24 protein-coding genes are annotated in these 24,207 nt (G+C 64.8%); 10 read left to right on the top strand and 14 right to left on the bottom strand.

Going from position 1 to position 24,207, the window contains the following annotated elements; genetic code table 11:
• Nucleotides 1-21: 21 nt before the first annotated feature.
• A complete protein-coding gene (locus FJ867_RS16380) occupies nt 22-891 on the bottom strand; it encodes an NmrA/HSCARG family protein (protein ID WP_140817935.1) in 870 nt (289 codons plus the stop codon).
• A gap of 103 nt (nt 892-994) precedes the next feature.
• On the opposite strand from FJ867_RS16380, the gene FJ867_RS16385 reads away from it, so the two are divergent.
• Nucleotides 995-1,885, top strand: coding sequence for a LysR family transcriptional regulator (locus FJ867_RS16385; RefSeq protein WP_140817937.1), 891 nt, complete (start codon nt 995-997; stop codon nt 1,883-1,885).
• Nucleotides 1,886-1,996: 111 nt separating this feature from the next.
• On the opposite strand, the gene FJ867_RS16390 is transcribed toward FJ867_RS16385, so the two are convergent.
• Nucleotides 1,997-3,367, bottom strand: coding sequence for a VpsF family polysaccharide biosynthesis protein (locus FJ867_RS16390; protein ID WP_140817939.1), 1,371 nt, complete (start codon nt 3,365-3,367; stop codon nt 1,997-1,999).
• A gap of 1 nt (nt 3,368) precedes the next feature.
• Nucleotides 3,369-5,501, bottom strand: a complete 2,133-nt coding sequence (locus FJ867_RS16395) for an exopolysaccharide transport family protein (RefSeq protein WP_140817941.1) — start codon at nt 5,499-5,501, stop codon at nt 3,369-3,371.
• 259 nt (nt 5,502-5,760) lie between these two features.
• On the opposite strand from FJ867_RS16395, the gene FJ867_RS16400 reads away from it, so the two are divergent.
• The 3 genes from FJ867_RS16400 to FJ867_RS16410 all read left to right on the top strand — a co-directional run bounded on the left by FJ867_RS16400 (nt 5,761) and on the right by FJ867_RS16410 (nt 9,507).
• Nucleotides 5,761-7,266: a formyl transferase gene (locus tag FJ867_RS16400; RefSeq protein WP_140671045.1), complete on the top strand. Its 1,506-nt coding sequence runs from the start codon at nt 5,761-5,763 to the stop codon at nt 7,264-7,266.
• A gap of 320 nt (nt 7,267-7,586) precedes the next feature.
• Complete coding sequence (locus FJ867_RS16405; RefSeq protein ID WP_140499087.1) at nt 7,587-8,618, top strand: hydroxyacid dehydrogenase; 1,032 nt, start codon at nt 7,587-7,589, stop codon at nt 8,616-8,618.
• Nucleotides 8,619-8,850: 232 nt separating this feature from the next.
• On the top strand, nt 8,851-9,507 hold the full coding sequence (locus FJ867_RS16410) for a GntR family transcriptional regulator (protein WP_140499090.1): 657 nt from the start codon (nt 8,851-8,853) through the stop codon (nt 9,505-9,507).
• A 57-nt stretch (nt 9,508-9,564) separates the two neighbouring features.
• Here the strand turns inward: FJ867_RS16410 and FJ867_RS16415 are convergent, their stop codons facing one another.
• Together FJ867_RS16415 and FJ867_RS16420 are read right to left on the bottom strand one after the other, a co-directional pair.
• Nucleotides 9,565-10,566, bottom strand: a complete 1,002-nt coding sequence (locus FJ867_RS16415) for an NADP-dependent oxidoreductase (RefSeq protein ID WP_140649357.1) — start codon at nt 10,564-10,566, stop codon at nt 9,565-9,567.
• A gap of 96 nt (nt 10,567-10,662) precedes the next feature.
• A complete protein-coding gene (locus tag FJ867_RS16420; RefSeq protein ID WP_140817943.1) occupies nt 10,663-11,478 on the bottom strand; it encodes an oxidoreductase in 816 nt (271 codons plus the stop codon).
• A gap of 105 nt (nt 11,479-11,583) precedes the next feature.
• Here FJ867_RS16420 and FJ867_RS16425 point away from each other — a divergent pair, with 105 nt between their 5' ends.
• Both FJ867_RS16425 and FJ867_RS16430 read left to right on the top strand, forming a co-directional pair.
• Complete coding sequence (locus tag FJ867_RS16425) at nt 11,584-12,153, top strand: TetR/AcrR family transcriptional regulator (RefSeq protein WP_140817945.1); 570 nt, start codon at nt 11,584-11,586, stop codon at nt 12,151-12,153.
• Nucleotides 12,154-12,372: 219 nt separating this feature from the next.
• Nucleotides 12,373-12,678, top strand: coding sequence for a hypothetical protein (locus tag FJ867_RS16430; RefSeq protein WP_140499097.1), 306 nt, complete (start codon nt 12,373-12,375; stop codon nt 12,676-12,678).
• A gap of 64 nt (nt 12,679-12,742) precedes the next feature.
• Here the strand turns inward: FJ867_RS16430 and ugpC are convergent, their stop codons facing one another.
• From ugpC to FJ867_RS16460, 6 genes are all read right to left on the bottom strand, one after another.
• Nucleotides 12,743-13,807: a sn-glycerol-3-phosphate ABC transporter ATP-binding protein UgpC gene (ugpC, locus tag FJ867_RS16435; RefSeq protein ID WP_140649246.1), complete on the bottom strand. Its 1,065-nt coding sequence runs from the start codon at nt 13,805-13,807 to the stop codon at nt 12,743-12,745.
• A 34-nt stretch (nt 13,808-13,841) separates the two neighbouring features.
• Complete coding sequence (locus FJ867_RS16440) at nt 13,842-14,663, bottom strand: carbohydrate ABC transporter permease (RefSeq protein WP_140499101.1); 822 nt, start codon at nt 14,661-14,663, stop codon at nt 13,842-13,844.
• Entirely contained in the window at nt 14,664-15,569 is a 906-nt protein-coding gene (locus FJ867_RS16445; RefSeq protein ID WP_140521586.1) for a sugar ABC transporter permease, read from the bottom strand.
• Nucleotides 15,570-15,664: 95 nt separating this feature from the next.
• Nucleotides 15,665-17,002, bottom strand: coding sequence for a sugar ABC transporter substrate-binding protein (locus FJ867_RS16450; RefSeq protein WP_140516177.1), 1,338 nt, complete (start codon nt 17,000-17,002; stop codon nt 15,665-15,667).
• Between the two features lie 63 nt (nt 17,003-17,065).
• Nucleotides 17,066-17,725 (bottom strand): GntR family transcriptional regulator, encoded by a 660-nt coding sequence (locus FJ867_RS16455; RefSeq protein ID WP_140499104.1) that lies wholly within the window; start codon nt 17,723-17,725, stop codon nt 17,066-17,068.
• 19 nt (nt 17,726-17,744) lie between these two features.
• Complete coding sequence (locus FJ867_RS16460; protein WP_140516179.1) at nt 17,745-18,629, bottom strand: dihydrodipicolinate synthase family protein; 885 nt, start codon at nt 18,627-18,629, stop codon at nt 17,745-17,747.
• A 263-nt stretch (nt 18,630-18,892) separates the two neighbouring features.
• On the opposite strand from FJ867_RS16460, the gene FJ867_RS16465 reads away from it, so the two are divergent.
• Both FJ867_RS16465 and FJ867_RS16470 read left to right on the top strand, forming a co-directional pair.
• Nucleotides 18,893-20,854 carry an acyltransferase family protein gene (locus FJ867_RS16465; RefSeq protein ID WP_140817947.1) on the top strand — a complete coding sequence of 654 codons (1,962 nt, stop codon included), beginning with the start codon at nt 18,893-18,895 and terminating at the stop codon, nt 20,852-20,854.
• A 149-nt stretch (nt 20,855-21,003) separates the two neighbouring features.
• The gene (locus FJ867_RS16470; protein WP_140499110.1) at nt 21,004-21,309 is read left to right on the top strand and encodes a hypothetical protein; all 306 of its coding nucleotides are present in this window, start codon (nt 21,004-21,006) and stop codon (nt 21,307-21,309) included.
• A 107-nt stretch (nt 21,310-21,416) separates the two neighbouring features.
• Here the strand turns inward: FJ867_RS16470 and FJ867_RS16475 are convergent, their stop codons facing one another.
• On the bottom strand, nt 21,417-22,013 hold the full coding sequence (locus tag FJ867_RS16475; RefSeq protein ID WP_140521422.1) for a DUF6456 domain-containing protein: 597 nt from the start codon (nt 22,011-22,013) through the stop codon (nt 21,417-21,419).
• 134 nt (nt 22,014-22,147) lie between these two features.
• On the opposite strand from FJ867_RS16475, the gene FJ867_RS16480 reads away from it, so the two are divergent.
• The gene (locus FJ867_RS16480; protein ID WP_140499114.1) at nt 22,148-22,429 is read left to right on the top strand and encodes a DUF982 domain-containing protein; all 282 of its coding nucleotides are present in this window, start codon (nt 22,148-22,150) and stop codon (nt 22,427-22,429) included.
• A 99-nt stretch (nt 22,430-22,528) separates the two neighbouring features.
• Complete coding sequence (locus FJ867_RS16485; protein WP_181165274.1) at nt 22,529-22,831, top strand: DUF982 domain-containing protein; 303 nt, start codon at nt 22,529-22,531, stop codon at nt 22,829-22,831.
• A 241-nt stretch (nt 22,832-23,072) separates the two neighbouring features.
• Here the strand turns inward: FJ867_RS16485 and FJ867_RS16490 are convergent, their stop codons facing one another.
• The gene (locus FJ867_RS16490; RefSeq protein ID WP_140499116.1) at nt 23,073-23,657 is read right to left on the bottom strand and encodes a GcrA cell cycle regulator; all 585 of its coding nucleotides are present in this window, start codon (nt 23,655-23,657) and stop codon (nt 23,073-23,075) included.
• A 128-nt stretch (nt 23,658-23,785) separates the two neighbouring features.
• Nucleotides 23,786-23,932 carry a hypothetical protein gene (locus FJ867_RS29000; protein WP_224618688.1) on the bottom strand — a complete coding sequence of 49 codons (147 nt, stop codon included), beginning with the start codon at nt 23,930-23,932 and terminating at the stop codon, nt 23,786-23,788.
• Nucleotides 23,933-24,207 lie beyond the last annotated feature (275 nt).

A 24,207-nucleotide genomic window follows, 5' to 3' on the forward strand; every position in this document is an offset into this window, starting at 1 on the left:
CGTTGCTTGTCCTTGCTTCCGTCAAGCGGAGGCAGCGATCGCCGAGGCGAAGTCGCGATATGGGCGCAGTGGGCGTCCGAGCAAGGCAGTCAGGCGCTCGACGTCGCCGGCCTCAGGCAGCATCCCGTTGGTCAAGAACCGCTCGCCCATCAGGCGCATGTCGTAGGCCATCCAGGCGGGCAAGAGTTGCTTGAGATTTTGCTCGAAGCCTTCGGTATTGTCGCCGCCGTAGTTGATCGGGCGGCCAAGCACCTCTGACCAGATTGCGGCGATATCCGTCCCGGTCAGTGTCTCCGGGCCGACGAGGTTGATCCGGTCGAGCACAAGCGGCTCCGCAGACTGTTCGCGGCGCAGCAGCTCGAGGGCGGCGATCTCGGCGATATCACGCACGTCGATCATGGCGAGCCCTTTGGCGCCGATCGGCATTGGGTAGGTGCCGTAGCCGGTGATGACGTCTTCGATCATCAGATCGTTCTGGATGAAGTAGGCCGGGCGCAAGATCGTAGCCTTGAAGTCCATCTCCTCGATCATGCGCTCGACGCCGAACTTGCCCGCGAAATGGGGTACGTTCACATAGACGTCAGCGTGGACCACCGACAGATAGACGATCCGCTCGATGCCGGCAGATCGGGCGACGTTGAGCGCGACCAAAGCTTGGGTGAATTCGTCCGGTACCACGGCGTTCAAGAGGAACAGAGTAGAGACTCCGGACATGGCTTTCCGCAGCGAATCGACATCGAGAAAGTCGCCTTGCACGACGGAGACGCCTGCCGGGAAGTTGGCTTTCGACGGATCGCGGACGAGAGCACGCACATCTGCGTCGCGCTTGACGAGATGTTCGACGATTTGGCGGCCAATGTTGCCCGTGGCGCCGGTAACGAGAATGGTCATGAAATTTCTCCTGTTGGATTGCTTGACAGCTCTAATATGTGTGGCTCACTAACAGCCCAACAGGCGGAAATTTTAGACACGTCGTCTCACTGGTGGAACACACATGGACCTCCTTGCCCTCGCCGATTTCAATCTCGTTGCCCGTCATGGCGGCTTCGGCAAAGCGGCAAGGGCGACCGGCCGGCCCAAGGCAACCCTGTCCCGGCGCGTTGGAGAACTGGAAAGCAGTCTTGATCTGCGCCTGTTTGAACGGGGTGCGCGTAACCTCAAGCTCACCGAAGAAGGACGGGCGCTCTTCGAGCGGACGGGAGCGTTGCTCGCCGAACTCGACGAGACCGCTTCGGCGATTGCCTCGGGCGGTCAGAGACCCAAGGGGAGGCTGCGGATCAGCGCGCCTTTGCATTTTTCTCAGACCGCGATGGGGAGGATCGCCGCGGGGTTTGCCCTCAAATATCCGGAGGTGAGGCTGGAGGTCACGACCGAGGACCGGGCCGTGGACATGATCGAGGAAGGCTATGACCTGGTGATCCGGGTCAATCCGGATCCCGACGAAAGCCTGGTCGGACGGGCGTTTCTGCGCGATCGTCTGGTCGTGGTGGCTCGCCCCGACCTTCCTCGCCCGACCGGTGGACTCGCCGCTCCTGGCGTTGCGCGCGGGGCAGGCGATCTGCAGACATTGCACGTGAAGACACAAGGCGGCCGGTCAACGATCAGGATCGAGCCGGTCGTCGCTTTGTCGACGCTCATCATGGTCCGGGACGCGGTGCGGGCCGGCGTCGGTGCGGCACGTCTTCCCATTTCGTTGGTGAGCCACGACCTGGCTGACGGCACACTGGTAAGTTGGGGGGAGATCGACGGCCCCGAGATCGCTCTATGGACGCTCTACCCCTCTCGACGGCTGCTCAGCGCGCGAGTGTCGGCGTTCATGGACTTTCTAAAACAGGCCTTCCCAAACGGGACGCCCGACGAACTGGCTGCCTATGTTGGCAGGTGACGACCGTGCCCGCTTTCGGGCGTGGAAAGTCCTAAGAAGCGCTTTCCCGGCGTCATGGCTGAGCCCCATGTCACATGCCGGCGTCTTGGCGAAACGCGGGGGAACCTGCCGCTAGCGGTGGAGAGGCAGCCCTCTTCGCGGGTCGTCTCCAGTTACGCGCGCTGCTTGCGTCTTTTGCCGCGCCACCGCCCGCGCCGGCCGGTACAGCACCAGCGCCAGCACCACGAATTTGGTCAACAGCGTCGTCTTGGAGGCGAGGGTCTCGGAGGTGTTGAGCAGGATCAGCCAGCCCAGCATGGGCAGCCAGATGCCGGGATGGCAGCGGCGTGCCACCTCATGCATGAACAGCACGAAGCCGAACAGCATCAGCAGGGTAAAGAAGGCGCCCTGATAGAGCACCATGCGTATGATCGGGTTCTCGATGCCTTGTTCCAAGCCGTTGATGCGGCGCATGCTTTCGATCAGATCGATATCAGGCCCCACGATCAGGTCGCCCAGCCCTAGATTCTTGAAGAGGTCGAACATTTCGACGCGGGCATTGGCGCTGCCGCTGTCGGACACGAAGCGTTCCAGCAGCGCGTCGAAGAAGCCATAGGAAAAGAGAAGGGCGACCGCCACCGGCAGCAGCGTGGCGAGCAGGACCGCAAGGGCCGCGCCCAGCAGGCTGACGCGTCCATGCCGCAGATAGGCAACGCCGCTGAAAAGCAGATAGATGCCGCCGAGCGCGAGCGTGATCACCATCGCCGAACGTCCGCCGAAGGCGACCAGCGCCGCGGTTTGCAGGCCGATCAGCGAAAGCCGCAGCGGCATCGACAGCGACCGTGAGCCGGAGAGCAGCGCCAGCACATACACCGCGGTGATCGTGGCATTGGCCAGCGGATGGCCCTGAAGCGCGGTCGAGCGCAGGTCGGTGAACACCTCGCCGTCGAGCCGATAAGGAAACACCAGCGTCTTGGTCGCGAACTCGAACAGCGCCAGCAGCGCATTCGCCGACATCACCGCGTGAACGACCGTCTGCAGCCGCGCGAAGGTCCGTTCGTCGTCCTCGGCCAGCATCAGCACCAGCAGCGCCGCCGTCACGAACGTATCGACCATGCCCGCCATGCCCGGGCGATGCCTGACGACGACCACCACCAGGAGCACGACCGAGATGACCGACATCAGCGCGCTGGCCGGCCGCCGGTCGGCAACGGCAGCCATATAGCCGACCGGATTGCCGAACGTGCATGAACGCCAGGCAAACACCAGCACCAGGAGATAGGTCGACGGATGGATCTTGGTGGCCGGACTGCCGAGCAGGCCGTCGTAATTGTAGCCCACCAGCCATAGCATGCCGCCGGAAACGGCGAACAGCACCGCCACCGTGACGACCAGGCCGAAGCGGGTCACCCAGTCGACGGAACTGCCGGTGCGGGATGCGGCGGCGGCTTGACCCGGCGCGGCCCAGCCGGCTGCCGGGCTGGCGGGCCGGACGGCGGCCATGTCAGGCCGCCTCGTCGACCAGCAACGCGCCGGTCGGCAACCGCCCCATGACGGAAATGGCCTGCGAGGCCGCCGCGACATCGCGCATCGGCGTCGAGTTCAGCGTGGCGACGAGCAGGATTTCGTCGGCCATCGCTACCAGCGGCGAGGCATTGAGATTGTCGGCCAGCGCACCGCCATCGATGACGACGAGTTCGAAGTGGCGGCCCGCCTGGACCAACATCTGCTGGGCAAAATAGACGCCCTGCGCTTCCTGGAAGACGGCCTTTGACCGGCCCCTCCCCAAAAGCGCGACATTGCTGCCGGGCGTATACTGGCTCAACGCTTCGATACCGTACTCACCGCGAAGCACGTCGAGCACGCCCGGCTGCTGATCTTTCTGGCCGCCGCCGGCATTGGTATCGATGAACAGGATACGGCCGCCCCGGGCGGCCGCGGCATTGGCCAGCAAGCGCGCCACCCTGCCGCGATGCGCGGCGTCCTCGGGCGGCGACGTCACCAGTATGGACGGCACCAGCGGCCAGTCCGGCGGACGCCGGCCCGACGAGAACATGCGCCTCAGCGCCAGCCCGACGACCGCGTCCGTCTTCTGGCTCGCCGCGGCGGCCGTGCCGCCGAAAGGCCACCAGCGGCGGGTGTTGCCCGATTTTGCCGGCACCACGCCAAGCACCGGCGCGTCGATGGCCGATTGCATCTGCGCGCTGGAAAGCACTGTCGGCGAGGAATATTCCGCGATCAGCGCCAGGCCGGTGCCGAGCCCCAGGCCGCCGAAGAGCGCGCCCAGGACAAGCAGCGACAGCGGCGGCCAGCTCTTCTTCAGGGCCGGCATGGCGCTGGAGATGATCCGCGCATTGGTGCTGTCGACGTTGATCTGCTCGCGCGTCTCCTGCACCCGCTGCAGATAGTTGGCGTAGACGGAGCGAACGGCCTCGAGATCGCGCTGCAACTCCCGCAGCTTGACCGAAGCCTGGTCCGTATCGAGCGACTTGGTTTTCATGCCGGCGACCTTGGCCTCCAGCGCCTGCTGGTTGGCCAGCGCTCGCTCGTAGTCGGTCTCGGCAGCCGCTCCGATGCGGCCGAGCTCTCGCCCGATCAGCGCACGCGTGTCGCGCAGCTGCTGCTGCGCCGCGATCATCGAGGGATGGCGTGGCCCAAGTTCCGTGCCGAACTGCGATACCTTGTCGACAAGCGTCGCCTCCTGCGCCCTGAGGCTCGAAATCACCGAGGAGCGCATCGCTTCCGAGGTCGCGTCCGGCGCCCCGCCCGACCTGCGCAACTGGTCGACCTGCGCCTTCAGCGCCGCGGTGCGGCTTTGCGCCGCCGAAAGCTGCGTATTCAGCTCGGTCAGTTCCTGGTCGCTGACCAGATTGCCCGCCGCCATCACCATGTTGTTGGCGGACCTGTAGGCCTCGACGGCATTCTCGGCCTGCTGGACGCGCTTGCGTTGCTCATCCAGCCGCGCGGCGATGGCGTCCGAAGCGTCCTTGGCCATCCGTGCGCGTGAGCTCGCCTGATCTGCCAGATAGGCCTGCGCGATCGCATTGGCCAGCATCGCCGACTTCTCGGCATTCTTCGTGGTGATGATCACCTCGATGACCAGCACCTTGTCCGCTCGCCGCACCGCCAGGCGTGCGCGCAACGCATCGAGCGTCTTGGCCGTTTTGTCGGCTTCGCCCGATCCCGAACCCAGCAATCCGCCGAGTAAACGTCCCAGCATGCCCTGCCCGTTGAATTCAGGATCCTCGGTCAGGTTGGTCGCCTTGATGGCCCTGAGCAGCACTCCCGTCGATTGGACGACGCTGACCTGGCTTTCCACACGGGTTATGCCGCCGTCGGGCGGCACCTGGCTCGGATTGACGTCGTTGCTGACCACCTGCAGGTCCTGCGGATCGATGATGATTTCCGCCGCCGAGCTGTAGAGCGCCGGCGTCAAAAGCCCATAGAGCAGGGCGCCGAGGGTCAGCAGCGCGGTGATGGCAAAGATGAGGAAACGGCGGCGCACCAGTATGCGCTTCACGTCGCCCAGCTCGACGGTCGAGGCCGGGTAGGACGGCGCCGACGGCACCGCTTCGGGCGCGTATTGCATCGCCTCCGGAGCGTATTGTTGCGGCAACGAGAGCAGGGATGATTGCAAGGGTCGCTCCGACAACACTCCATGCGCCTGCAAAGATAAGATTGCGGCTTTGTCTTAGCTATGCTTCCAACTGTTAAAACACTGTTAATTATATTGAGAGCTCTTGTGATTTCTGGCACGGAGTTTGCCTAGAAGAGGCACGAGTGTTGGAACGGCGCGGGCAACGGGGAGACGACATGGAATGGGGCAACGCTTCATCCGTCCGGCCGTTTCCCGCGTCCAAACACTGGCCCAATATCGAACACAACGAGGATGCGACATGCAGGTGAGCCTGCGCCTGGACAGCGAATGCCCGCGTGCCTTTCACCTGACGCTACTGGAGCGCCTGGCGGCGCTGGCGCATGTCGAGGTCTCCGTCGATCTCAGGCCGGCCGAGGGCGGCATACCACCCAGCGCCGCGGCGCTGTTTCAGCTGGAAACGGCCATCCATGGCCTGTCCGCGAACGGACTGGCGAAACGCCTGCCGCTTTCGGCGCTGGCGCCCTATCAAGCGCGGCCGCCGGCAGCGCCCGATCTGGTGATCGACCTCTGCGGCGACGTGCAGCGCGAAGGAACCCGCGTCTGGCGCGTGACCTATGATGGCGCCGCGGGCGAAGCAGCCCTGCTGGCGCTGATCCTCGATGGGCGAACGCCGATTGGCCGTATAGAGGAAAACGGTACGTACCTCGCCGAAGGCCGCTTGGGCACCGAATATGGCGGCATCGCGCTTGCCTCGTTCCAGGATATGCTGGCGCGCACCGCGAGCCTGATCCTGGCGGCGATGACCGGCGCCGCGCGGCACGCTCTCCCCGTCCTGCCGGAGCCGGCGCACGGCAATGCCGCGCCCGCCATGCCGTCCGCCGCCAAGCTTGGCGTCAGGGCCGGCAAGGCGCTGGCGCGGCGCGTCGTCCAGAAGATCTACCATCTCTGCTACAACGCCCCGCACTGGAAGGTCGGCTGGCGGCAAACGCAGGGGCAGGACCTGCTCGACCTGCGGGCGCATCCGGCAACGGGCTGGCAGGTGCTTCCCGACGACGGCAGCCGCTTCTACGCCGACCCATTCCCGATCCTGTATCAGGGCAAGGTGACCCTGTTCGTCGAGGACTATATCCACCGTCTGGGCCGGGCCATCATCTCCGCCGTGCCGTTCGGCCCGTCGGGGCCGATCGGCCGCCCGGAACCGGTGCTCGACCTGCCCTATCACCTGTCCTATCCGTTCGTCTTCGAGCGCGACGGCGAAGTCTGGATGGTGCCGGAGAGCTGCGCCAACCGCACGGTCGACCTCTACCGCGCCACCGCCTTCCCTGGCGGCTGGGTCAAGGAAGCGACGCTGCTGTCAGACATCGTCGCCAGCGACGCCACCCTGGTCGAGCATGGCGGACGATGGTGGCTGTTCGCCACCGTCAGGGACGGCGGCGGCGCCTTTTCCGACGCGCTGCATCTGTGGTCGGCGCCGGACTTTCGCGGACCGTGGACGCCGCACCCCAAAAACCCCGTCCTGATCGACATCGCCTCGGCGCGACCGGCGGGCCGCATGGTAGAACGGGAGGGCCAATTGCTGCGCCCCGTGCAGGACTGCCGCAGGAGCTATGGCGCGGCGCTCGGCATCGCACGCATTGTTCACCTCGATTTGGACGGCATGAGCCAGGTTGTCGAGACCATCTTGACGCCTGGCGCGTTATGGAGCGGGCGCAAGCTGCACACGCTCAACGAGGCGGGCGGCCTTGAATTCATCGACGGTTCCGCGATCGCGCCGCGCTGGAAGCAAACGAGCGGCGGGCGCTGACGACGGCCTGCGCATAAGGTCGATACGGCCCTCTGGCAAAAAGCCCCCGCCAGTCATGGCCGGCGGGGTGAGGCTCTGGAGTAAGCCGGAATCGGTCCGGCATGGATCAACGTATGGAGCGGTGGTTGGTTGCGGCGCCAGAAGCGCATTCCCTTTCCCTTTTTTGGGCCCTTGTACAAGAACGGCCCCTCGCCCCAGCCGCAATCCCGCCTTTCTTGTCGCGAAATTTTCCTCCTCCGTATGCATGTTGTAAGTCGTTTAATCCGGGATAGATTGCATCCAGAAGGGCGCCAAAACGATCGCGCCGGGAGGAATTCGCCATGTCCGACAGCGCCCTGCCGCTGGTCATCAGCGCGCCCGAACCGCGCACGCTCGACCTCATCTTCACGCCGCCGCAGCTGGCGCGCTTCAAGGCGAAATATCGCATCGTCGAGACGACGCCGGACGGCGTGGCGAAACTGCCGGCCGATGTGCTAGCCGAGGCCCGCTACATCGTCGGCCAGCCGCCGATCGCGGCCGAGACGCTGGAGAAGATGAAGGCGCTGCGCTGCGTCTTCAATGTCGAGAGCAACCTCATCGACAACATGCCCTATGAAACGCTGTTCGCGCGCGGCATCCATGTCGTCACAACGGGCCTGGTCTTCGCCGAGCCGGTGGCCGAGCTCGGCCTTGCCATGGCGCTCAACCTCGCCCGCGGCATCGTCGATGCCGACCTTGCCTTCCGCAAGGGCGAGGAATTGTGGGGCGGCGACGGCAACCGGACGGCGCGGCTGTTGTCAGGCGCCGATGTCGGCATCATCGGCTTTGGCGATCTCGGCCGCGCGCTGAACCGGCTGCTGTCGGGTTTCCGCACCAGGACAAAAGTCTTCGATCCCTGGCTGCCGCCGTCGATTCTAATCGACAATGGCGTCGAGCCGGCCGCGATGGACGAGGTGCTGTCCGCCAGCGACTTCGTCTTCGTCGTCGCCTCGGTGACCAGCGAGAACCAGGGCTTCCTCGGCGCCGACGCCTTCGCCAGGATGCGCAAAGGCGCGGCCTTCATCCTGCTCAGCCGCGCCGGCGTGGTCGACTTCCCCGCTTTGATGGCGGCGGTGAAGGGCGGCCACATCCTCGCCGCCAGCGACGTCTTCCCCGAGGAGCCGCTGGCGCGGGACCACCCGGTGCGCGCCTTGCCCGGCTTCCTGCGCTCGGCCCACCGCGCCGGGGCGCTCGACATCGCCTTCAAGCGCATGGGCGACATGGTGCTGGAGGACATGGACCTGATCGACCGCGGCCTGCCGCCGCTGCGCTCCAAGCGCGCCGAGCGCGAAACGGTCTCGCGCATGCGCTCAAAGCCGGTGGACAGGAACTGACAGGGCGGCGACGTCCCTCGCGTCGCTTGACAAAAGCATGGCCAGCGACGACCCTCGCCCGGCCCATCTGGGGGCTCGGCAAGCGGCAGGGACCGTCGGCGGTAATGGCGCAGCTGGCGGGCTCAAGGCCAATCGGTCCGGCCGGCCAAGCGGTCCGGTTCTCTTTTTTCGCCATGGCAAGGCGGCAAGAGCGGCCCTCGCCATGAGGCTGTCGAAAACGCGACGGAGCGCGATGCTCAACACGATCGATTATGGCGGCAAGGAAGCCGATATCGTCCACGCGCTGGAGGAAGACATCATCTTCGGCAGGCTGGCGCCCGGCGCGCGCCTAGTCGAGGACGTGCTGCTCGCCCGCTTCCCGGTGTCGCGCCATACCATTCGACAGGCGCTCTATCAGCTCGAAAGGCTAGGCGTCGTCACGCGCGAGCGCAACAAGGGCGCCATGGTGCGGCGGCTGTCGCCCGACGAGGTACGGCAGATCTACGAGGTGCGCGAGATGCTGCAGCGCCAGGCGGCGCTGATGATCCGCCTGCCGGCGAGCGATGCGCTGATCGAAGAGCTGACGCAGATCCTCCGCATCTATAACGACCATGTCGAGAGCGGCTACCTGCGCGGCATCCACGAGGCCAATGATCGTTTCCATCTCACCATGTTCTCGGCCTGCGGCAATGCCTATCTGGTGGCCTCGATCGAGCATTACATGCGCCTCAGCCTGCCGGTGCGGGCTAACTCGCTGGCCGACAGGGAAAAGCTCGACATCTCGCGCCAGCACCACGCGATGATGATCGAGGCGCTGAAGCGCCGGGACAATTGGGTGCTGGCGCAGCTCTGCGTCGACCATTTGCAGCCCAGCAAGGCGTTCTATCTCCAGGAGATCGAGAGCGGCTGAGACCGCCCTGGCTAAAAGGCGCAAGACTGACAACAGGCCGAGCGGCGCCGGCGCCTTCTATCTCACCTTCACGACCACCTTGCCCTTGGCGCGCCCCGTCTCGACATAGGCCAGCGCCTCGTTGGTCTTTTCGAATGGGAATACCTGATCCATGACAGGGCGTATGACGCCGGATTGGATGAGCGACGTGATCCTGCTCAATTGATCGCCCTGCGCCCACATGAACAGGAACGAATATCCGACCCCGGCGCGTCTGGCCTTGCGGCGTATGCCGCGGCTCAGCAGGCGCAGGACCAGTTTCAGGACAATGTTGAGGCCTTTGTCCCTGGCAAATTCGGGATCCGGTGGACCGGAGATGGAGATGAGCTTTCCGCCCGGCTTCAGCACATGCAGGGATTTCTCGAGCGTCTTGGGGTCCTGGCTGTTCAGGACGACGTCGTAGCCATGCAGGACCTTCTCGAAGTCCTCCTTCTTGTAGTCGATGACGACATCGGCTCCGAGACGTCTCACCAGATCGGCGCTCGCGGCGCTGGCCGTCGTCGCAACCGTGGCGCCGAGATGTTTTGCCAGTTGGATGGCGAATGTCCCCACACCGCCGGAGCCGGCCTGGATGAACACCTTCTGCCCTTTCTTCAGCCCTGCCCTGTCGACGAGCACCTGCCAAGCGGTCAGGCCGACCAGCGGAATGGAGGCCGCCTCCTCCATGCTGAGACTGTCGGGCTTCAAGGCCACGTCGGCTTCTTCGACGGCGATGAATTCGGCGAATGTCCCGATCCGTCCGTCGCGCGCCCGCGCATAGACTTCGTCGCCGGTCTTGAATTTGCGTACTTTCGACCCGACGCGAATGACGATGCCAGCCACGTCATGGCCAAGGATGAATGGCGGGCGGTAAGGCAATATGAGTTTGAACTCCCCGTCCCGGAGTTTGGAATCGAGAAGGTTTACGCCAGCGGCGTGGACCTCGATCAGGACATCGTTGTCGCGCGGTTCCGGCTCAGGCATCTCTGCAAGCCGCAGGGCGCCCTTCTTCTGATATTTGTCGACGACAAAGGCTTTCATCATATTCGCTTTCTTGAAATGAATCCCGATATCGGACAGGCTGGGCTTTCGGGGCAGCGAAACTGCTTGTGCGGGCACCGACTTGGCACGCTCCGTTCAGGCAGGCAGGCGGAACTGCTTGCGCAAGGTCTTGTCGAACGTCGCGGCGGGCGCGAACCGCCGCAGCGTGCTGACCAGCCGGGCTGTCTTGCCGGCGGTGTAGCGTCGGCGCTGACGCTTCTCGGTGGCGGCCCTGAGTACCACATTCGCCACCGCTTCCGGAGGGTCTGCTTTCGGCATCACGTCGCGAAGCAATGCGTCGATACCGGCGCGGGCCTGATCGTATTCCTTCATGACGGAATCGGGCTCGAGCCCGTTCTGGTCGAACACGGTGCGCACGAAGGCAGGTTCGATGACCGAAACCCGGATGTTGAAAGCGCGAACCTCGTGGTCGAGCGATTCCGAATAGCCTTCGAGCGCGTGCTTGACGGCGGAATAGTGGGCCGAATACGGCGCGGGAACCAATCCCAGGATCGAGCCGATGTTGACGATGCGCCCCTCGCCGCGCCGCCGCATCGACGGCAGCACCGCGTTGATCATCCGCATGACGCCGAACAGATTGACATCGAACAGGGCCTTGGACTGGGAAACCGAGGATTCCTCCGCGCCTCCCAGCAGCCCGATGCCGGCATTGTTGACCAGAAGGTCTATCCGGCCGGTCCTGGCGAGGACATCTGAAACCAGAGCTGCGACCGACGCGTCATCGGTCACGTCACAAACCAGCATCGATATCCCGTCCGAGCCCTGGCCTGATATTTTGCGGCTGGTGCCGAAGACGGTGAAACCCGCCCGCGCCAAAGCCTCCGCGCTGGCGCGGCCGATGCCGGAGGAGGCGCCGGTCACGATCGCCGTCTTTCCTGAATTCCGGTTCATCTGGTAACTCCGAACTCGAGAGGTCTTGCCTCTCGGCGATGATTGAATTATGATCGTAATATCACATTACGAGTGTAATGCAATAGAGAAACGGAAGGAGCCGCCATGCGCTACGAAAAAGGCCGGAAGGACGCATCACGCAGCCGGATCATGGAGGTCGCCGCCGAACGGTTTCGCGGTGACGGCATCGCCGCGTCCGGACTGGCAAGCATCATGAGCGACGCCGGCATGACGAACGGCGCCTTCTATCCACACTTTCAATCCAAGGCCGAACTCGTCCGCGAGAGCATGGTCGCGGCACTGGAAGCTCAGTCGCAGCAATTGCAGGAGGCGTTGGCCTCGGGAGGGCTGGATCTGGCCCTCGCGATGTATTTGTCGCCCGAGCACCGGGATCATCCGGAGACCGGCTGTGCTTCGGCGGCGCTGTTGCCCGAAATCGCGCGTCAGCCATCCGAGACCCGCGCGCTCTACACCGAACGATTAATGACTCTGGTGCGCCAGCTGTCGGCGCAGTTGCGGCCTGGAATCCCTGATCCGGAGGGCGTTGCATTGGGCGTTTTCGCGGCGCTCATCGGCGCCCTTCAACTGTCCCGCGCGGTGGAGGGAACTGAATTGTCCGATCGCATGCTGACGGCGGGAGCGGAGGCGGCGCGGACTCTGGTCCAGCCGCGCTAGGGTGAAGAGGAAGGCGCTATCCCGCGCGATGCGCCCCGGCTGCAAATCTAACGAGGCAGCCAAACGAAGAAAAAAGCGGAAGTTTCGCCGCCGCTGAACAATATATTTATTCAGACCGGGCCTCAGCTGGCATGGCGAACCGGAACTTTCCTCCAAACCTTCCGTTTCTTTGAAGATCGTTGCTTCGACGGTCGAAGAGCAACAGGGAAGGATCCTATCATGAACATCAAGATGATCTGCGTCGGCGCGATGACGCTTTCGATGCTCGCGGGCTCGGCCCTCGCCGCCGCGAACAAGGGCACGTCGGCACTCGACGACCCGGCCAAGATGCAGCCCTTCTACACCGACTCCAGCATGAAGAAGATGCGCAGCAGCGACGAGTTCACGAAAGCGTGGAAAGCGCTCACTCCGGAAGACCAGAAGATGATGATGACGGCCTGCGACGATGAGGCCAAGGACGCCAACGCCGCCAACAGCCATCCGGAGTTCTGCAGCAGCGTCAAGGCGAATGGCGGCAGCAAATAGACCGGCCAAGAGCAGGCTTTTGTAGCCCGCACCCTGAAGACAGCCCCGTCTCGCGGGGCTGTTGTCATTCGCCGACGCGCCGGCCGGTTTCGGCGTCGAACAGATGCGCGCAGGCGCGGTCGACCTCGATGCGCACCGGCTGGCCCTGCTTGAGCGCCAGCCGCTCGCGGAAAAGGCAGTCTATCTCCTCGCCGCCGCAGTCGACCTTGGCGAAGATCTCCGAACCGGTGGCTTCCAGCAGCGTGACGCTGCCGGGTATGCCTTGGCTGCTGGCGCGGATGTGTTCGGGGCGGATGCCGTAGACCAGCTCTCCGCCTGGGACCTGTGCCGGATGAAGCGGCGCCGGCAGCGGCAAGGTCAGCCCGCCTGCGCTGCGGAAGACGCCTTCCTCGATGCGGCCGCGAATGAAATTCATGGCGGGCGAGCCGATGAAGCCGGCGACGAAGAGATTGGCCGGCTGGTCGTAGAGGTCGAGCGGCGCGCCGACCTGCTCGACCAGGCCGTCATGCAGCACCACGATCTTGTCGGCCATGGTCATGGCCTCGATCTGGTCATGCGTGACATAGATGGTGGTGGTGCCCAGCCGCTGGTGCAGCGCCTTGATCTCGCCTCGCATCTGCACGCGCAACTTGGCGTCCAGGTTGGAGAGCGGTTCGTCGAACAGGAAGACTTGCGGGTCGCGCACGATGGCGCGCCCCATGGCGACACGCTGGCGCTGGCCGCCCGAAAGCTGGCGCGGGAAGCGGTCGAGCAGCTTTTCCAGGCCGAGGATACTCGCCGCCCTGTTGACGCGGCCGGCGGTATCGGCCGGATCGGCTTTCTTGATCTTGAGCGCGAAACCCATATTGTCGGCCACCGTCATATGCGGGTAGAGCGCGTAGTTCTGGAACACCATGGCGATGTTGCGGTCTCGCGCCCTGAGATCGTTGACGACCCGCTCGCCGATGGCGATCCTGCCGGCCGAGATCGTCTCCAGCCCCGCGATCATGCGCAGCAGCGTCGACTTTCCGCAGCCCGAAGGTCCGACCAGGATCACGAACTCGCCATCGGCGATGTCGACGCTGACGTCGTGAATGATCCTGGTCGCTCCGAATGCCTTCTGCACATTGTTGATGGTCACCGCTGCCATTTCATGTCCTCACCTGGAAAGAGTGTCGTCGGCTTCAGCCGCCCTTGACCGCGCCGGCGGTCAGCCCGGCGACGATCTGCCTTTGCGCGAACATGGTCAGCACCAGCACCGGCAGCGTCACCACCAGTGCGGCGGCTGCCAGCGGCCCCCAGCTCACCTGCTCGTAGGAGAGCATGTTGTAGACCGCGACCGGCAGGGTCCGCGTCTCGCGGCTGGCCAGCACCACGCCAAAGACGAAATTGTTCCAGGAGAAGATGATGGACAGGATGAAGGCCACCACGATGCCTGGCCTGGCGATGGGCAACGCGACCAGCCGGAACACCTGCCATGAGGAGGCGCCGTCCATGCTGGCGGCCTCCTCCAGCTCCATCGGCGTGGTTTCGAAATAGCCGATCATCACCCAGACCACGATCGGCACCGTGACCACGAGATGGATGATGATTTGCGGCCACAGCGTGCCCAATATGCCCGCCCACTGGAACAGCAGGAACAGCGGGATGAGATAGGACAGCCCCGGCGTCATGCGCGCGATCATGATGACGACCGCCGACCGTTCGGCCTTGAGCCGCGCTATGCCGTAGCCGGCAGGCACGCCGATCAGCAGCGCCAAGAGCGTCGCCGTGCCGGTCACCAGCACCGAGTTCCAGAAGTAGAGCAGGAAATTGTTCTCCTCGAACACCTTGGCATAGTTCGACCAGGCCACGTGCTCGGGGATGAAGACCGGCGGCGAGGCGCCGTTGTCGATCTCGAATTTCAGGGACAGCGAGATCATCCAGAGGAAGAACAGGATCGCCGGCGAGACGAAAACCAGGGCGGCGAAGAACAGGCCTATCCGGTTGAGCAGTCGCGAACGCATCTATTTGCCCTCCGCGTCGGTCCAGCGGCTGCGCTGGCGCAGCATCAGCAGGACGAAGGACAGCGCTACGATAAGAACGAAGAACACCACCGCCATGGCCGAGCCGTAGCCGACGTCGTAATAAGAGAAGGCGATGTTGTAGAGATAGATGTTGATGGTCTCGGAGGCCGTGCCCGGCCCACCCTGCGTCATCGCATAGATGATGTCGAAGCTCTTCAGTGCGTCGATCGTGCGGATGATCACCGCGATCATCAGGAACGGCGCGATCATCGGCAAGGTCAGGTAACGGAACTGCTGCCAGGCATTGGCGCCGTCGATCTCGGCGCTCTCGAAGGGTTCGCGCGGCACCGAGGCCAGCCCGCCCAGCACGATCAGCATCACCAGCGGCGTCCACTGCCAGGTCTCGACCGCAACCAGCGAGGGGATGACCGTCCTGGCATTGAATATCCATTCCTGCGCCGGAATGCCGACCAGCGACAGAAGGTAGTTGAGCACGCCGAGTTGCGGATGGAACATCATCGTCCAGACCAGCGCCACGGCGACGGGCGTGGCCATCATCGGCATCACGAAAATGCCGCGCAGCACGCCGCGCAGCGGGAACCGGGCATCGAAGATCAGCGCCGCGACCGTGCCGAGCAGCATCGGCGCGGCCACCGAGAGGAAAGTATAGGACAAAGTGTGCGCGAGCGATTCCCAGAACCGCCCATCGCCGACCAGTCGCAGATAGTTCTCCATCCCCGCGAAGCTTCGCGACTGGCCAAGCGTCCAGCGGTTGACGCTCATCCACAGCGTGAAGGCCCAGGGAAAGACGATGACGGCGCCGACGACGACCAGCGCGGGGACGACGAAAGGCCAGTAGCTGGGAGCCAGCTTGACGGGCCGGCCCCCTTCGCTTGCCTGTTTCATCACCCCGGTACGATCCGTCGTCGCCCCGGCGCGATCCGTCGTCGCCCCGGCGCGACTCGTCGTCGCCCCGGCGCGCTCTGGGGCAGTTGCGGACATCAGCCTTGCTCGCTCCTGTCGAGGACCGGCTGGAACTGTTCCGTCGCCTTCTTCAGTTCCTCCGCCGGGTCGGCCCCGGCGAGCAGGTTGCTGAGCGCCACGCCATAGATATCGCGGAACTCGGTGACCGGGATGATGACCGGCAGCGCCAGCCGGCTGACATTGCCGGAGCCGACCACGGCGTCGAGCCAGCTCGCCGGCATGGTCACGCCTTCGCGCACCTTTGGGTCTTCCAGCACCGATTTGCGGAACGGCACACCGGCACCCGCCTGCAGCAGCCGCGCGCCCATGCCGGCCGACACCGCCCATTGGCAAAAGAGATAGGCTGCTTCCTTCTTCTCGCTGGCCGTGGTCACGCCGAGCCCGTCGCCGAACGTACCCGAGGCATGCGCCTTGGGGCCCTTCGGCATGACGCCGTAGCCGACCTTGCCGACCACCCTCGACTTCTCCGGATTTTCCATCGGCGGCGCGAAACCGACGCCGTCGAACCACATGCCGATCTTGCCTTGCAGGAAGGCGGATTGCGCTTCGGCCCAGTTGAAGCCGGTGACGCCGGGCGGCGCGGATTTGGTCATCAGCCGCTGGTAGAGGGCGGCCGCCTCCACCGCCTCGGGCGCGGTGGTGCGCAGCTTGCCCTTGTCGTCGAGCGGCGTCATGTCGTAGCCGAGCATCAGCGAGGTCCAGACCGGCGTGTTGGCGTTCTTGAGGCCGCGCGCGACGAAACCGTAGGTGTTGGTCGACGGGTCGGTCAGAGCCTCCGCGGCTGAAACGAGCTGATCGAAGGTTTCGGGGTATTTGAGGCCCTTGGCCTCGAACAGCTCCTTGTTCCAGTAGATTATCCAGTAGTCGACCGAGAACGGCAGCGAGCGCAGCACGCCCTGGCCGTCCTTGGCGAACAGCATGCCGGCATCGGCAAAGTCCTTTTCGACCAGGCTCGGATCGGTCAGCGTCGGGTCGGCAAGGTAGCCCGATATGTCGGCCAGCCAGCCGCCCTTCTCGAACTGCCGCTTCTGCACATGGTAGCTCAGATGCACGACGTCGAAGCTGGGTTTGCCGGAGCTGAGCTCGATCACCGTCTTCTGGCGCTGCTGCTGCTCGGGCGTCGCCTCGGCATTGACCTTGATGCCCGTCAGATCCTCGAACTCGGCGAGATATTTGATCAGCGTGTCGCTGCGCGGGCTTTTCACCAGATTGACGTCGAGCGTCGTGCCCGCGAAGCGCTTCCAGTCGACGCCGGCGGCAAGGCTCGGGCGGATACCGGCAAGGCCGGCGCCGGCGAGCATGGCGGCGCCCGCAAGGAGCTGCCTTCTGGTTGGGTTGAATGGATTGGACGGCATTTCTTCCTCCCGGTTGCTGTCGTTGTCGATTGCGCCGCGACAGGCACGGCGCGGCCTGCTTCCTCAGATATGGAGCGCCAGCCGGCGCGCATTGTCGATATGCTGGCTGATCGCCTCTACCGCCTTTTGTGGATTGCGGCTTTCGAGGGCTTCGATCACGCTCAGATGCTCGCGCATCACCGGCACCACGCGCCCGTCGATGCGGAACCGTTCCTGGTGGATCAGGCGGATCTTCACCGAATTGACCAGATAGGCCTTGGCAATGATCTCGTTGCCGAGCGCATCGATGAAAGTATCGTGCATGGCCCAGTCGATGGTCTGAGCCCTGGCCTCCATCTCCGGCGTCGGGGTCTGCGCCAGCGCCTGCGCCAGCATGTCCTCATGCTCGCGGCGCAAGCGCGCGAGTTCGTCGTCGGAGGCGCTGACGGTGAACAGCGCCACCGCCTCGCGCTCCATGAACAGGCGGAACTGGAAGGCCTCGCGGATCAGGCTGATGTCGATATGCGCAATCTGCATGCCGCGCTGCGGGATCGTCGTCAGCAGCCCCTCGGCTTCCAGGCGCGGCACGATCTCGCGGATGGCGCCAAGCGGCAGGCCGGTGAAGGCGACGAGTTCGCGCTGCGACACGAACTGGCCCGGCTTGAGGTCGCGTGCCAGCAAATGCCGCGTGAAGCTGGCATAGGCCTGCTCCCGCAGATTTGTCTGGTCGCCGCCATTGGCCATTTCAGCGCTTCCCTTCCCGTCAGGCCGCCGCGGCCGCGAAAAGAGTGTCGTAGGCAGCGCCAAGCTGCTGGCGCCCCGGCGCCGCGATCGGCTCGAGCGGCGGCCGCACCGCCAGCCAGCGCTCGTCGCCGGTTTTGCGCGCCACCATCACCTTGACCGCAGGAATGACCGGGTGCTTGAGCAGCTCGAGCACGAAACGCTCGACCCGCGCATCGTCCTGCCCCATCTGCGCCATGGCGAGGACCTCGCCGGCGGCGAAATTGGCCATGCCCGAAATCGCGCCCTGGCCACCGATCCTGACCGCCCGCGCCAGATGCCGCTCGTCACCGATCAGGATCACCAGATCGCCATGGGCGCCGAGCAGCGCCTCGCTATAGGTCCAGTCGCCGCCGGAATCCTTGACGCCGGCGACCACGTCCGGAAACGCCTGGCGCAGCCGGCCGATCAGCCCCAGCGAAAGCTGCACCGTGGTGACCGAGGGAATGTTGTAGAGCAGCACGCCGCGGGCCAGCGGACCGAGAGCGGCAAAGACAGCGGAAAACCAGCCGAAAAGGCCATCGTCGCCGATATTCTTGAAATAGCTGGGAGGGGCAAGGAGGATGTTGCGGGCGCCGCGCTGCAAGGCATGCCGAGCCTGCTCGGCTGCATCCTCGGCCGCATCGACCAGCACGCCTGCGACAAGCTGATGCGGCGCGATGCCGGCCGCCAGCATCGCCTCGGTGACAGCCCGCCGCTCCTCGGTGCCGACCGAAGCGCCCTCCCCGGTGGTGCCGAAAAGCGTCACACTGGTGCAGCCCTGCGCCAGGCAGCTTCGGGCCCACGTCACCATGGGTGGAATGAGGATTTGCCCCGACGCATCGAAAGGCGTGGCCAGAGCAACCGAAAGACCAAAACGCGATGTCACCAGCGAGCCTCCAAAAGAGCAGTTCGCAGGTAGTGCTATCACGCTAACATGTTAGTCGTAAATAGGGCGGGCACCATTTACCGGAAACATAAGATGTGAGGCGTCCGGCGGCAGGCGTCATCCATGCCTCGCGTCACCGTCATCTCCGTTTCTGCCGCTGTCCTTTTTCCTGCCATGTTGCGTTGCGAAAGATTTGTTGCATTGCGATACGATCCGCCCCGACTAACAATGGTCGCGGGTTGGGCTTGCACGAAGGATTTGTCGTGGCAGCATCGTTCCGACCCGATATCGAGGGAATGCGCGCACTGGCGGTAGCAGGCGTCGTCGCCTATCATTTCGGCCTCGCCGCCCTGCCCGGCGGCTTTGCCGGGGTCGACATCTTCTTCGTTATCTCCGGTTATCTCATCACAAGACACCTTTTGCAGGAGATCGGCGAGAGCGGCCGGCTGAACCTGTGGCGCTTCTATGCCCGCCGCGCCCGGCGGTTGCTGCCGGCCTCGCTGTTCGTCATCCTGGCCACGCTGCTGGCCGGCGCCTTCATCCTGTCGCCGGAGGAACAGGCGCTCTATTCGAAGGGGGCGATGTTTGCCTCGGCCTATATGATCAACCTGTGGCTGATCCGCTGGTCGTTCGACTATTTCGCTTCAGACGCCGCCAACAACCCGTTCATCCATTTCTGGTCGCTATCGGTGGAGGAGCAGTTCTACCTCGCATGGCCGGCGCTGCTTGTTCTCGCCGCATGGCTGCGGCCGGGACGGCGCGCGGCCATCGTGGTCATCGGTGTCACCGGCCTGGTGTCGTTCATGGCCTGCGCCTGGCTGACCAGCGTTTCGCCGCCCTGGGCTTTCTATTTCTCGCCGCTGAGGGCCTGGGAGTTCGCCGCCGGCGGGCTTGCTACGATGGTGCCGGCAAATTTCCTCCAGTACCACCCGCGGCTGCGCGCCGCGCAAGGCTGGCTCGGCCTGGCGCTGATCGTGCCCGCCTATCTGCTGCTGGACGAGGCGCTGCCCTTCCCCGGCCTGCTGGCGCTGCTGCCGGTCGTCGGCACGGTGCTGCTGCTGGTCAGCGGGGCAGGCGAGCGCCAAGCGGATGGCAAGCTGGCCGGCGGCCCCGCGGCTCTCCTGTCGCTGCCGCCCATGCAATGGATCGGCAAGCTCTCCTACTCGCTCTATCTCTGGCACTGGCCGGTCATCGTCTATGCGGGAATGGTCACCGCGGAGCTTTCCGGGCTGGACAGGTTTGCCTGCCTGGCACTGACGCTGATGCTCTCCATCTTCACCTATCACGTCATCGAAAACCCCGTGCGCCGCAACGGCTGGCTGATGGCAAGCGCCGCCCGCGCGCTCGTGCCCGCGGCGCTGCTGACCGGCGCCGGCGTGGTCGCGGCCTACGCCAATGCCAAGTTTGCCGTTCACGAACTCGATCCGGAGCAGCGCGTCATCGCCCAAAGTGCGGCGCGTCCATCCACCGCGCGCGCCAGGGGCGGCTGCGTGCTCGACTACGAGACCATCACCCCGAAGCCCTGCGTGTTTGGCGCCAAGAATGTGAAAGGCACGATCGCCTTGTTTGGCGATTCACATGCCGACCACTGGTCGACGCCGCTGATCCAGGCGGCCGAAAAGCGCGATTACCGGGTGGTTACCTGGCTCAAATCCTCGTGCCGGGCGTCCCGGCTGTCGACATGGTCGAGCAAGCTGAAGCGCGACTACGCCGAATGCGACCAGTGGCGCGAGCAGTCGATCAAGGAGATCCTGGCGCTGAGGCCGGCCCTGGTGGTGATCTCGGAAATCGCCCTGACCAGTTCGCGCAAGATGGCCGCCGGCAAGGATGAGCCCGACAGTCAGGACGCGGAGTGGAAGGCTGGCCTGCGTTCGACGCTGGAGACGTTCAGCAAGGCCGGGCTGAAAGTCGCCTTCATCCGCGACGTGCCCTTCAACGACGAGCAGGTCGACACCTGCGTGGCGCGTGCGCTGTGGCGCGGCGACACGCCCTCGCTCTGTGATCAGACGCGCGCCTATGCCGCCAACGACGCCATGGCCGCGGTGGAGCGCGACGTCGTGCGCAGCATTCCGAACGCCCGCTATGTCGATATGACCGACCAGTTCTGCAACCAGACCACCTGCCATGTCTTCATCGGCGGCAAGATCGCCTTCCGCGACCGCCACCATCTGGCGACCGCTTTCGCCGAGACGCTGGAGAAGCCGCTGGAGAAGGCGCTGTTTTAGAAGGGGTTAACGTCCCTTCTTCAAAGGCGCGCTGCCAAGGCGCCGCCCCCTCACAGCGCGCGCGGGCACGAAACATTGGTTTACCGGCTTTATGGGAACAGGGCCGCGAGGGCAGCGTTTATTAGATGAGCCTTAAAGAGGAGGTTGCCATGAAGAAACTCTTGCTCGCATCCGTGATTGCCGTCGCTTCGGCGGTGGCCGTGATCGCCCCGGCAAATGCCGCCAGCATCACGCTTGGCATCGGCAACGGCTATGACGACGATTATTATGTTCCCAGATATCGTCACCACTATCGCGATTATTCCGACGATGACGGCTACTATCGCCGCTACAGCATGTATGACGAGAGCTACCGTCCGCGTTACTACGGTCATCGTCGCTGCCACACCGAGGTGATCAAGCACTGGCGTCATCACCATCGGGTCATCGAGAGAGTCCGCGTCTGCAGGCGTTGACCTGACAACCAATCCGGCCGGCATCGCGCCGGCCGGATGTCATGCATAGCGCCATGCCCTGGAGCGGAGCACTTGTCGTGCGCGCCGCAACTCCTCGGGGCCCAACCCTATCGTCGCATCATCATCCCGTAGTGCATCGCCAGCAGATCGAGCCCGATTCTCAACAGCTTTGCCGCCACGTCCCTGCCCTCGCTCATCTCTCCCGCCACGCCTCTGACCGACTGCTCCAGGCACACGATCTTCCGGACCACGTCGACCACCTCCCAATGGCCGAGCGCGCGGGTCGCGGCGGCGTGCGACCGTCCGGCATTGAGCACGCTGTCGGTGATGCCGCCGCTTGTCCTGTCGCCGTCGACGCGTTCGCTCCAGCGCATCGGCTTGATATCAGCCTGCTGGCTGGCGCGGAAATCCTCGCGGTAGCGCAGACCGGCTTCGCGCTGCTGGCGCGACAGCGAGGTGATGCCCAGCAGCGGATCGATGCTGCGCACCCGCACGATACCACCGGTGGAGGTATGGCCGTCATTGGACACCTCATAGACGCGCCGCGCCTCCGATGTCCCGGTTGCGAGCCGCTTGCGGCCGAACTCATCGTCCCGCAACGCGAAATCATGGCCGACCTCGCGGCGGATGCGCACCTGCTCGGCCTCGCCCTTCGGCAGCTTCGGCGTCTGCGGTTTGGCTGATCTGGCGGCTTTCTTGCTCATGGCTGCGTCCTTGTGGGGAGTGGATTGAGGTGCTGGCTGGCGCGGCAGCGATCCCTGGCGAAATTGGCTGCGTGCGCCGGAACCAGCGGCGAGGCTGGGCGTTGTGCCGCACCAAACCAACAGGAGGTATGCCCATGACCGCCTTCATGCCGGTGACCTTGCGCTTCTGCGACAACAAGACCATGCTGGTGGGCTCCATCGCCCAGGCGGCGACCGCGCTTCGCCGGCAATGGCCTGACAAGACGGCCACCGCCTATCTGGATGCGGCAAGGCTGGTCAGGCTCGCCATCGACGGCAGCTGCCGCCAGCGCGTCGCCTTCGAGGCTTTCACCAAGGCGGCCGGGCAGCAGGGGCTGCTGGTGGCTAAGCCGCGTAGCCGCGCCCATGAATGGCTCGACGCCGCCGCGGGCCCGTGAGGTGGCTGAAAACGTGATGCAACCGCGCCGCCGCCTTGCACGTTGATAGGGGCTGGCTTCCGAGCCGCGCGCAACGCCAAGGTAACCGCCGTGGGTACCATGAAAACAGGATCTCCGCTCAAAGTATGCCTGGACGGGCATGTCGAGGTGATCGACGGCGTCGCTGAGGCAGCCGACTTCCTGCAGCGCTGGCCGATTGAACGGCGTGGTCATGTCTACCGCAGTGCGCTCAACGCGTGCAGCGCAGCCATCGCGGCGCAGATTTCGCACGCCGACGCGATGAAAGCGTTCACCGGCTTCGCCCGGGTTACCCGTATATTGGCCGGCGACGACGGCCGGCCAGCGATGCCTGATGCAATGAGCGTGCGAATGCCAAAGCAGGGCCACGATCTGCCAAAATAAAGGCGTTGCGTGGCCGCCGTTCCCGCCAGATCGCCACCATTGCAGAAGAAAAGCCAGCGTTGCAGCTAGTCTCTTTCTCCCCGTTTTACGGGGAGAAATGCCCGGCAGGGCAATGAGGGGCGGCGCCACCGTTTCGATACCTTGCATCTGACTCAATCTCCCTCCCGAATTCATGCCGTTCCCAATCCTGCACCCGGCGCCGCCCGCCTGCCGTTAGCTTCTCTCCAGAACGGGAGGAAGCTCACCCCGCCTCGCAGACACGCCGGCGGAAGCGCGCCTGGTGATAGGTGCAGTAGCTTTTCATCGCCCTTGTGCGCATGCCGCAGCACAGCATGTGGACGCCCGGCCGGCCGCCGGGCGCGTCGTTTTCCGGATTTTGCTCCAGCGCCAGGTCGAGCGGAGCGCGGCAGCGGCCGAACAGGCAGTCGACGAAGCGCATTGCCACGCCATGCGGCTGGCGGCCGATCGGGCTTCGGTGCGGCACCGGTACCTCGAGGCGGTAGGCTTGCCCGTCCGCGATCAGCACGCCGGCCTCGCGCGCTGCGAGGCGTTCCGCACCTTCACCCTTCGGCACGCGCTTGTGTCCGGCCTTGGCGGCGCGGTCCGCGGCTTTGTCATTCGCCCTCTCGGCTGCCGCGATCCGCTTGCTGTTGGCAAAGCCGATAGAACTCAGCATGGCGTTGCGGTGAACGATGCCAATGATGGCGTCGCGCGACACCGGGCTGCCTCGCGACGCGCTGAACCGAGCCGCGATGCGCGAGGCGGAAAGTCCGTCCGTCAGCCAGCCGGCGATCGCCTGCAATTCCTTGTCGCCGTAAAGTGCCATATCTGGTCTCCGTCCATTGCGCGGCCGCGGCAGCGCGCGACGCCGCCGGCGAGTATCGGTGTCGGCCCGCCGCAGGCGGTGGGCATTGTTGGGTTGGATCCGGCCTGTCGGCCGTTGGATTGGCGGCCTCAGCCCGGCCGGCCGCCCAGCGCGGCGAGGCGCGCCAGCCGCGCCTCTGCCGTCACCCGGTCGGGTGCGAAAACCGCCCTGCCCGTCAGCCTGTCGAGCAGGATCACGGTGCCGTCCTCGGTGCGGATCAGGGAGCGGATCCGCACCGCGCTGAATTGGGGGCCGGAGCCGCGGGGAGCGGCGGCTCCGGCCGTTCCGGCCGCCGGTGACGGGCGGACCGGACGTGCGGCTGATGCATCGGGGCAATCAGCCTCACGCTTCGCCCTGGCCGGGGAGGAGGACAGCCGGGGCGAAAGGGAATGAGCGCTGGCCGGCTCGCGTGAAGCTGGCCTGAGGGCGCTTTCGACTCGGAAGGGGTTGAGCTTTTGCATGAACGGATATAAGCATAACTCAAAAACTTATGCAAGCCATTCTTTCATGG

Source organism: Mesorhizobium sp. B2-5-3 (genome assembly GCF_006441005.1).
Taxonomy (GTDB): Bacteria; Pseudomonadota; Alphaproteobacteria; order Rhizobiales; family Rhizobiaceae; genus Mesorhizobium.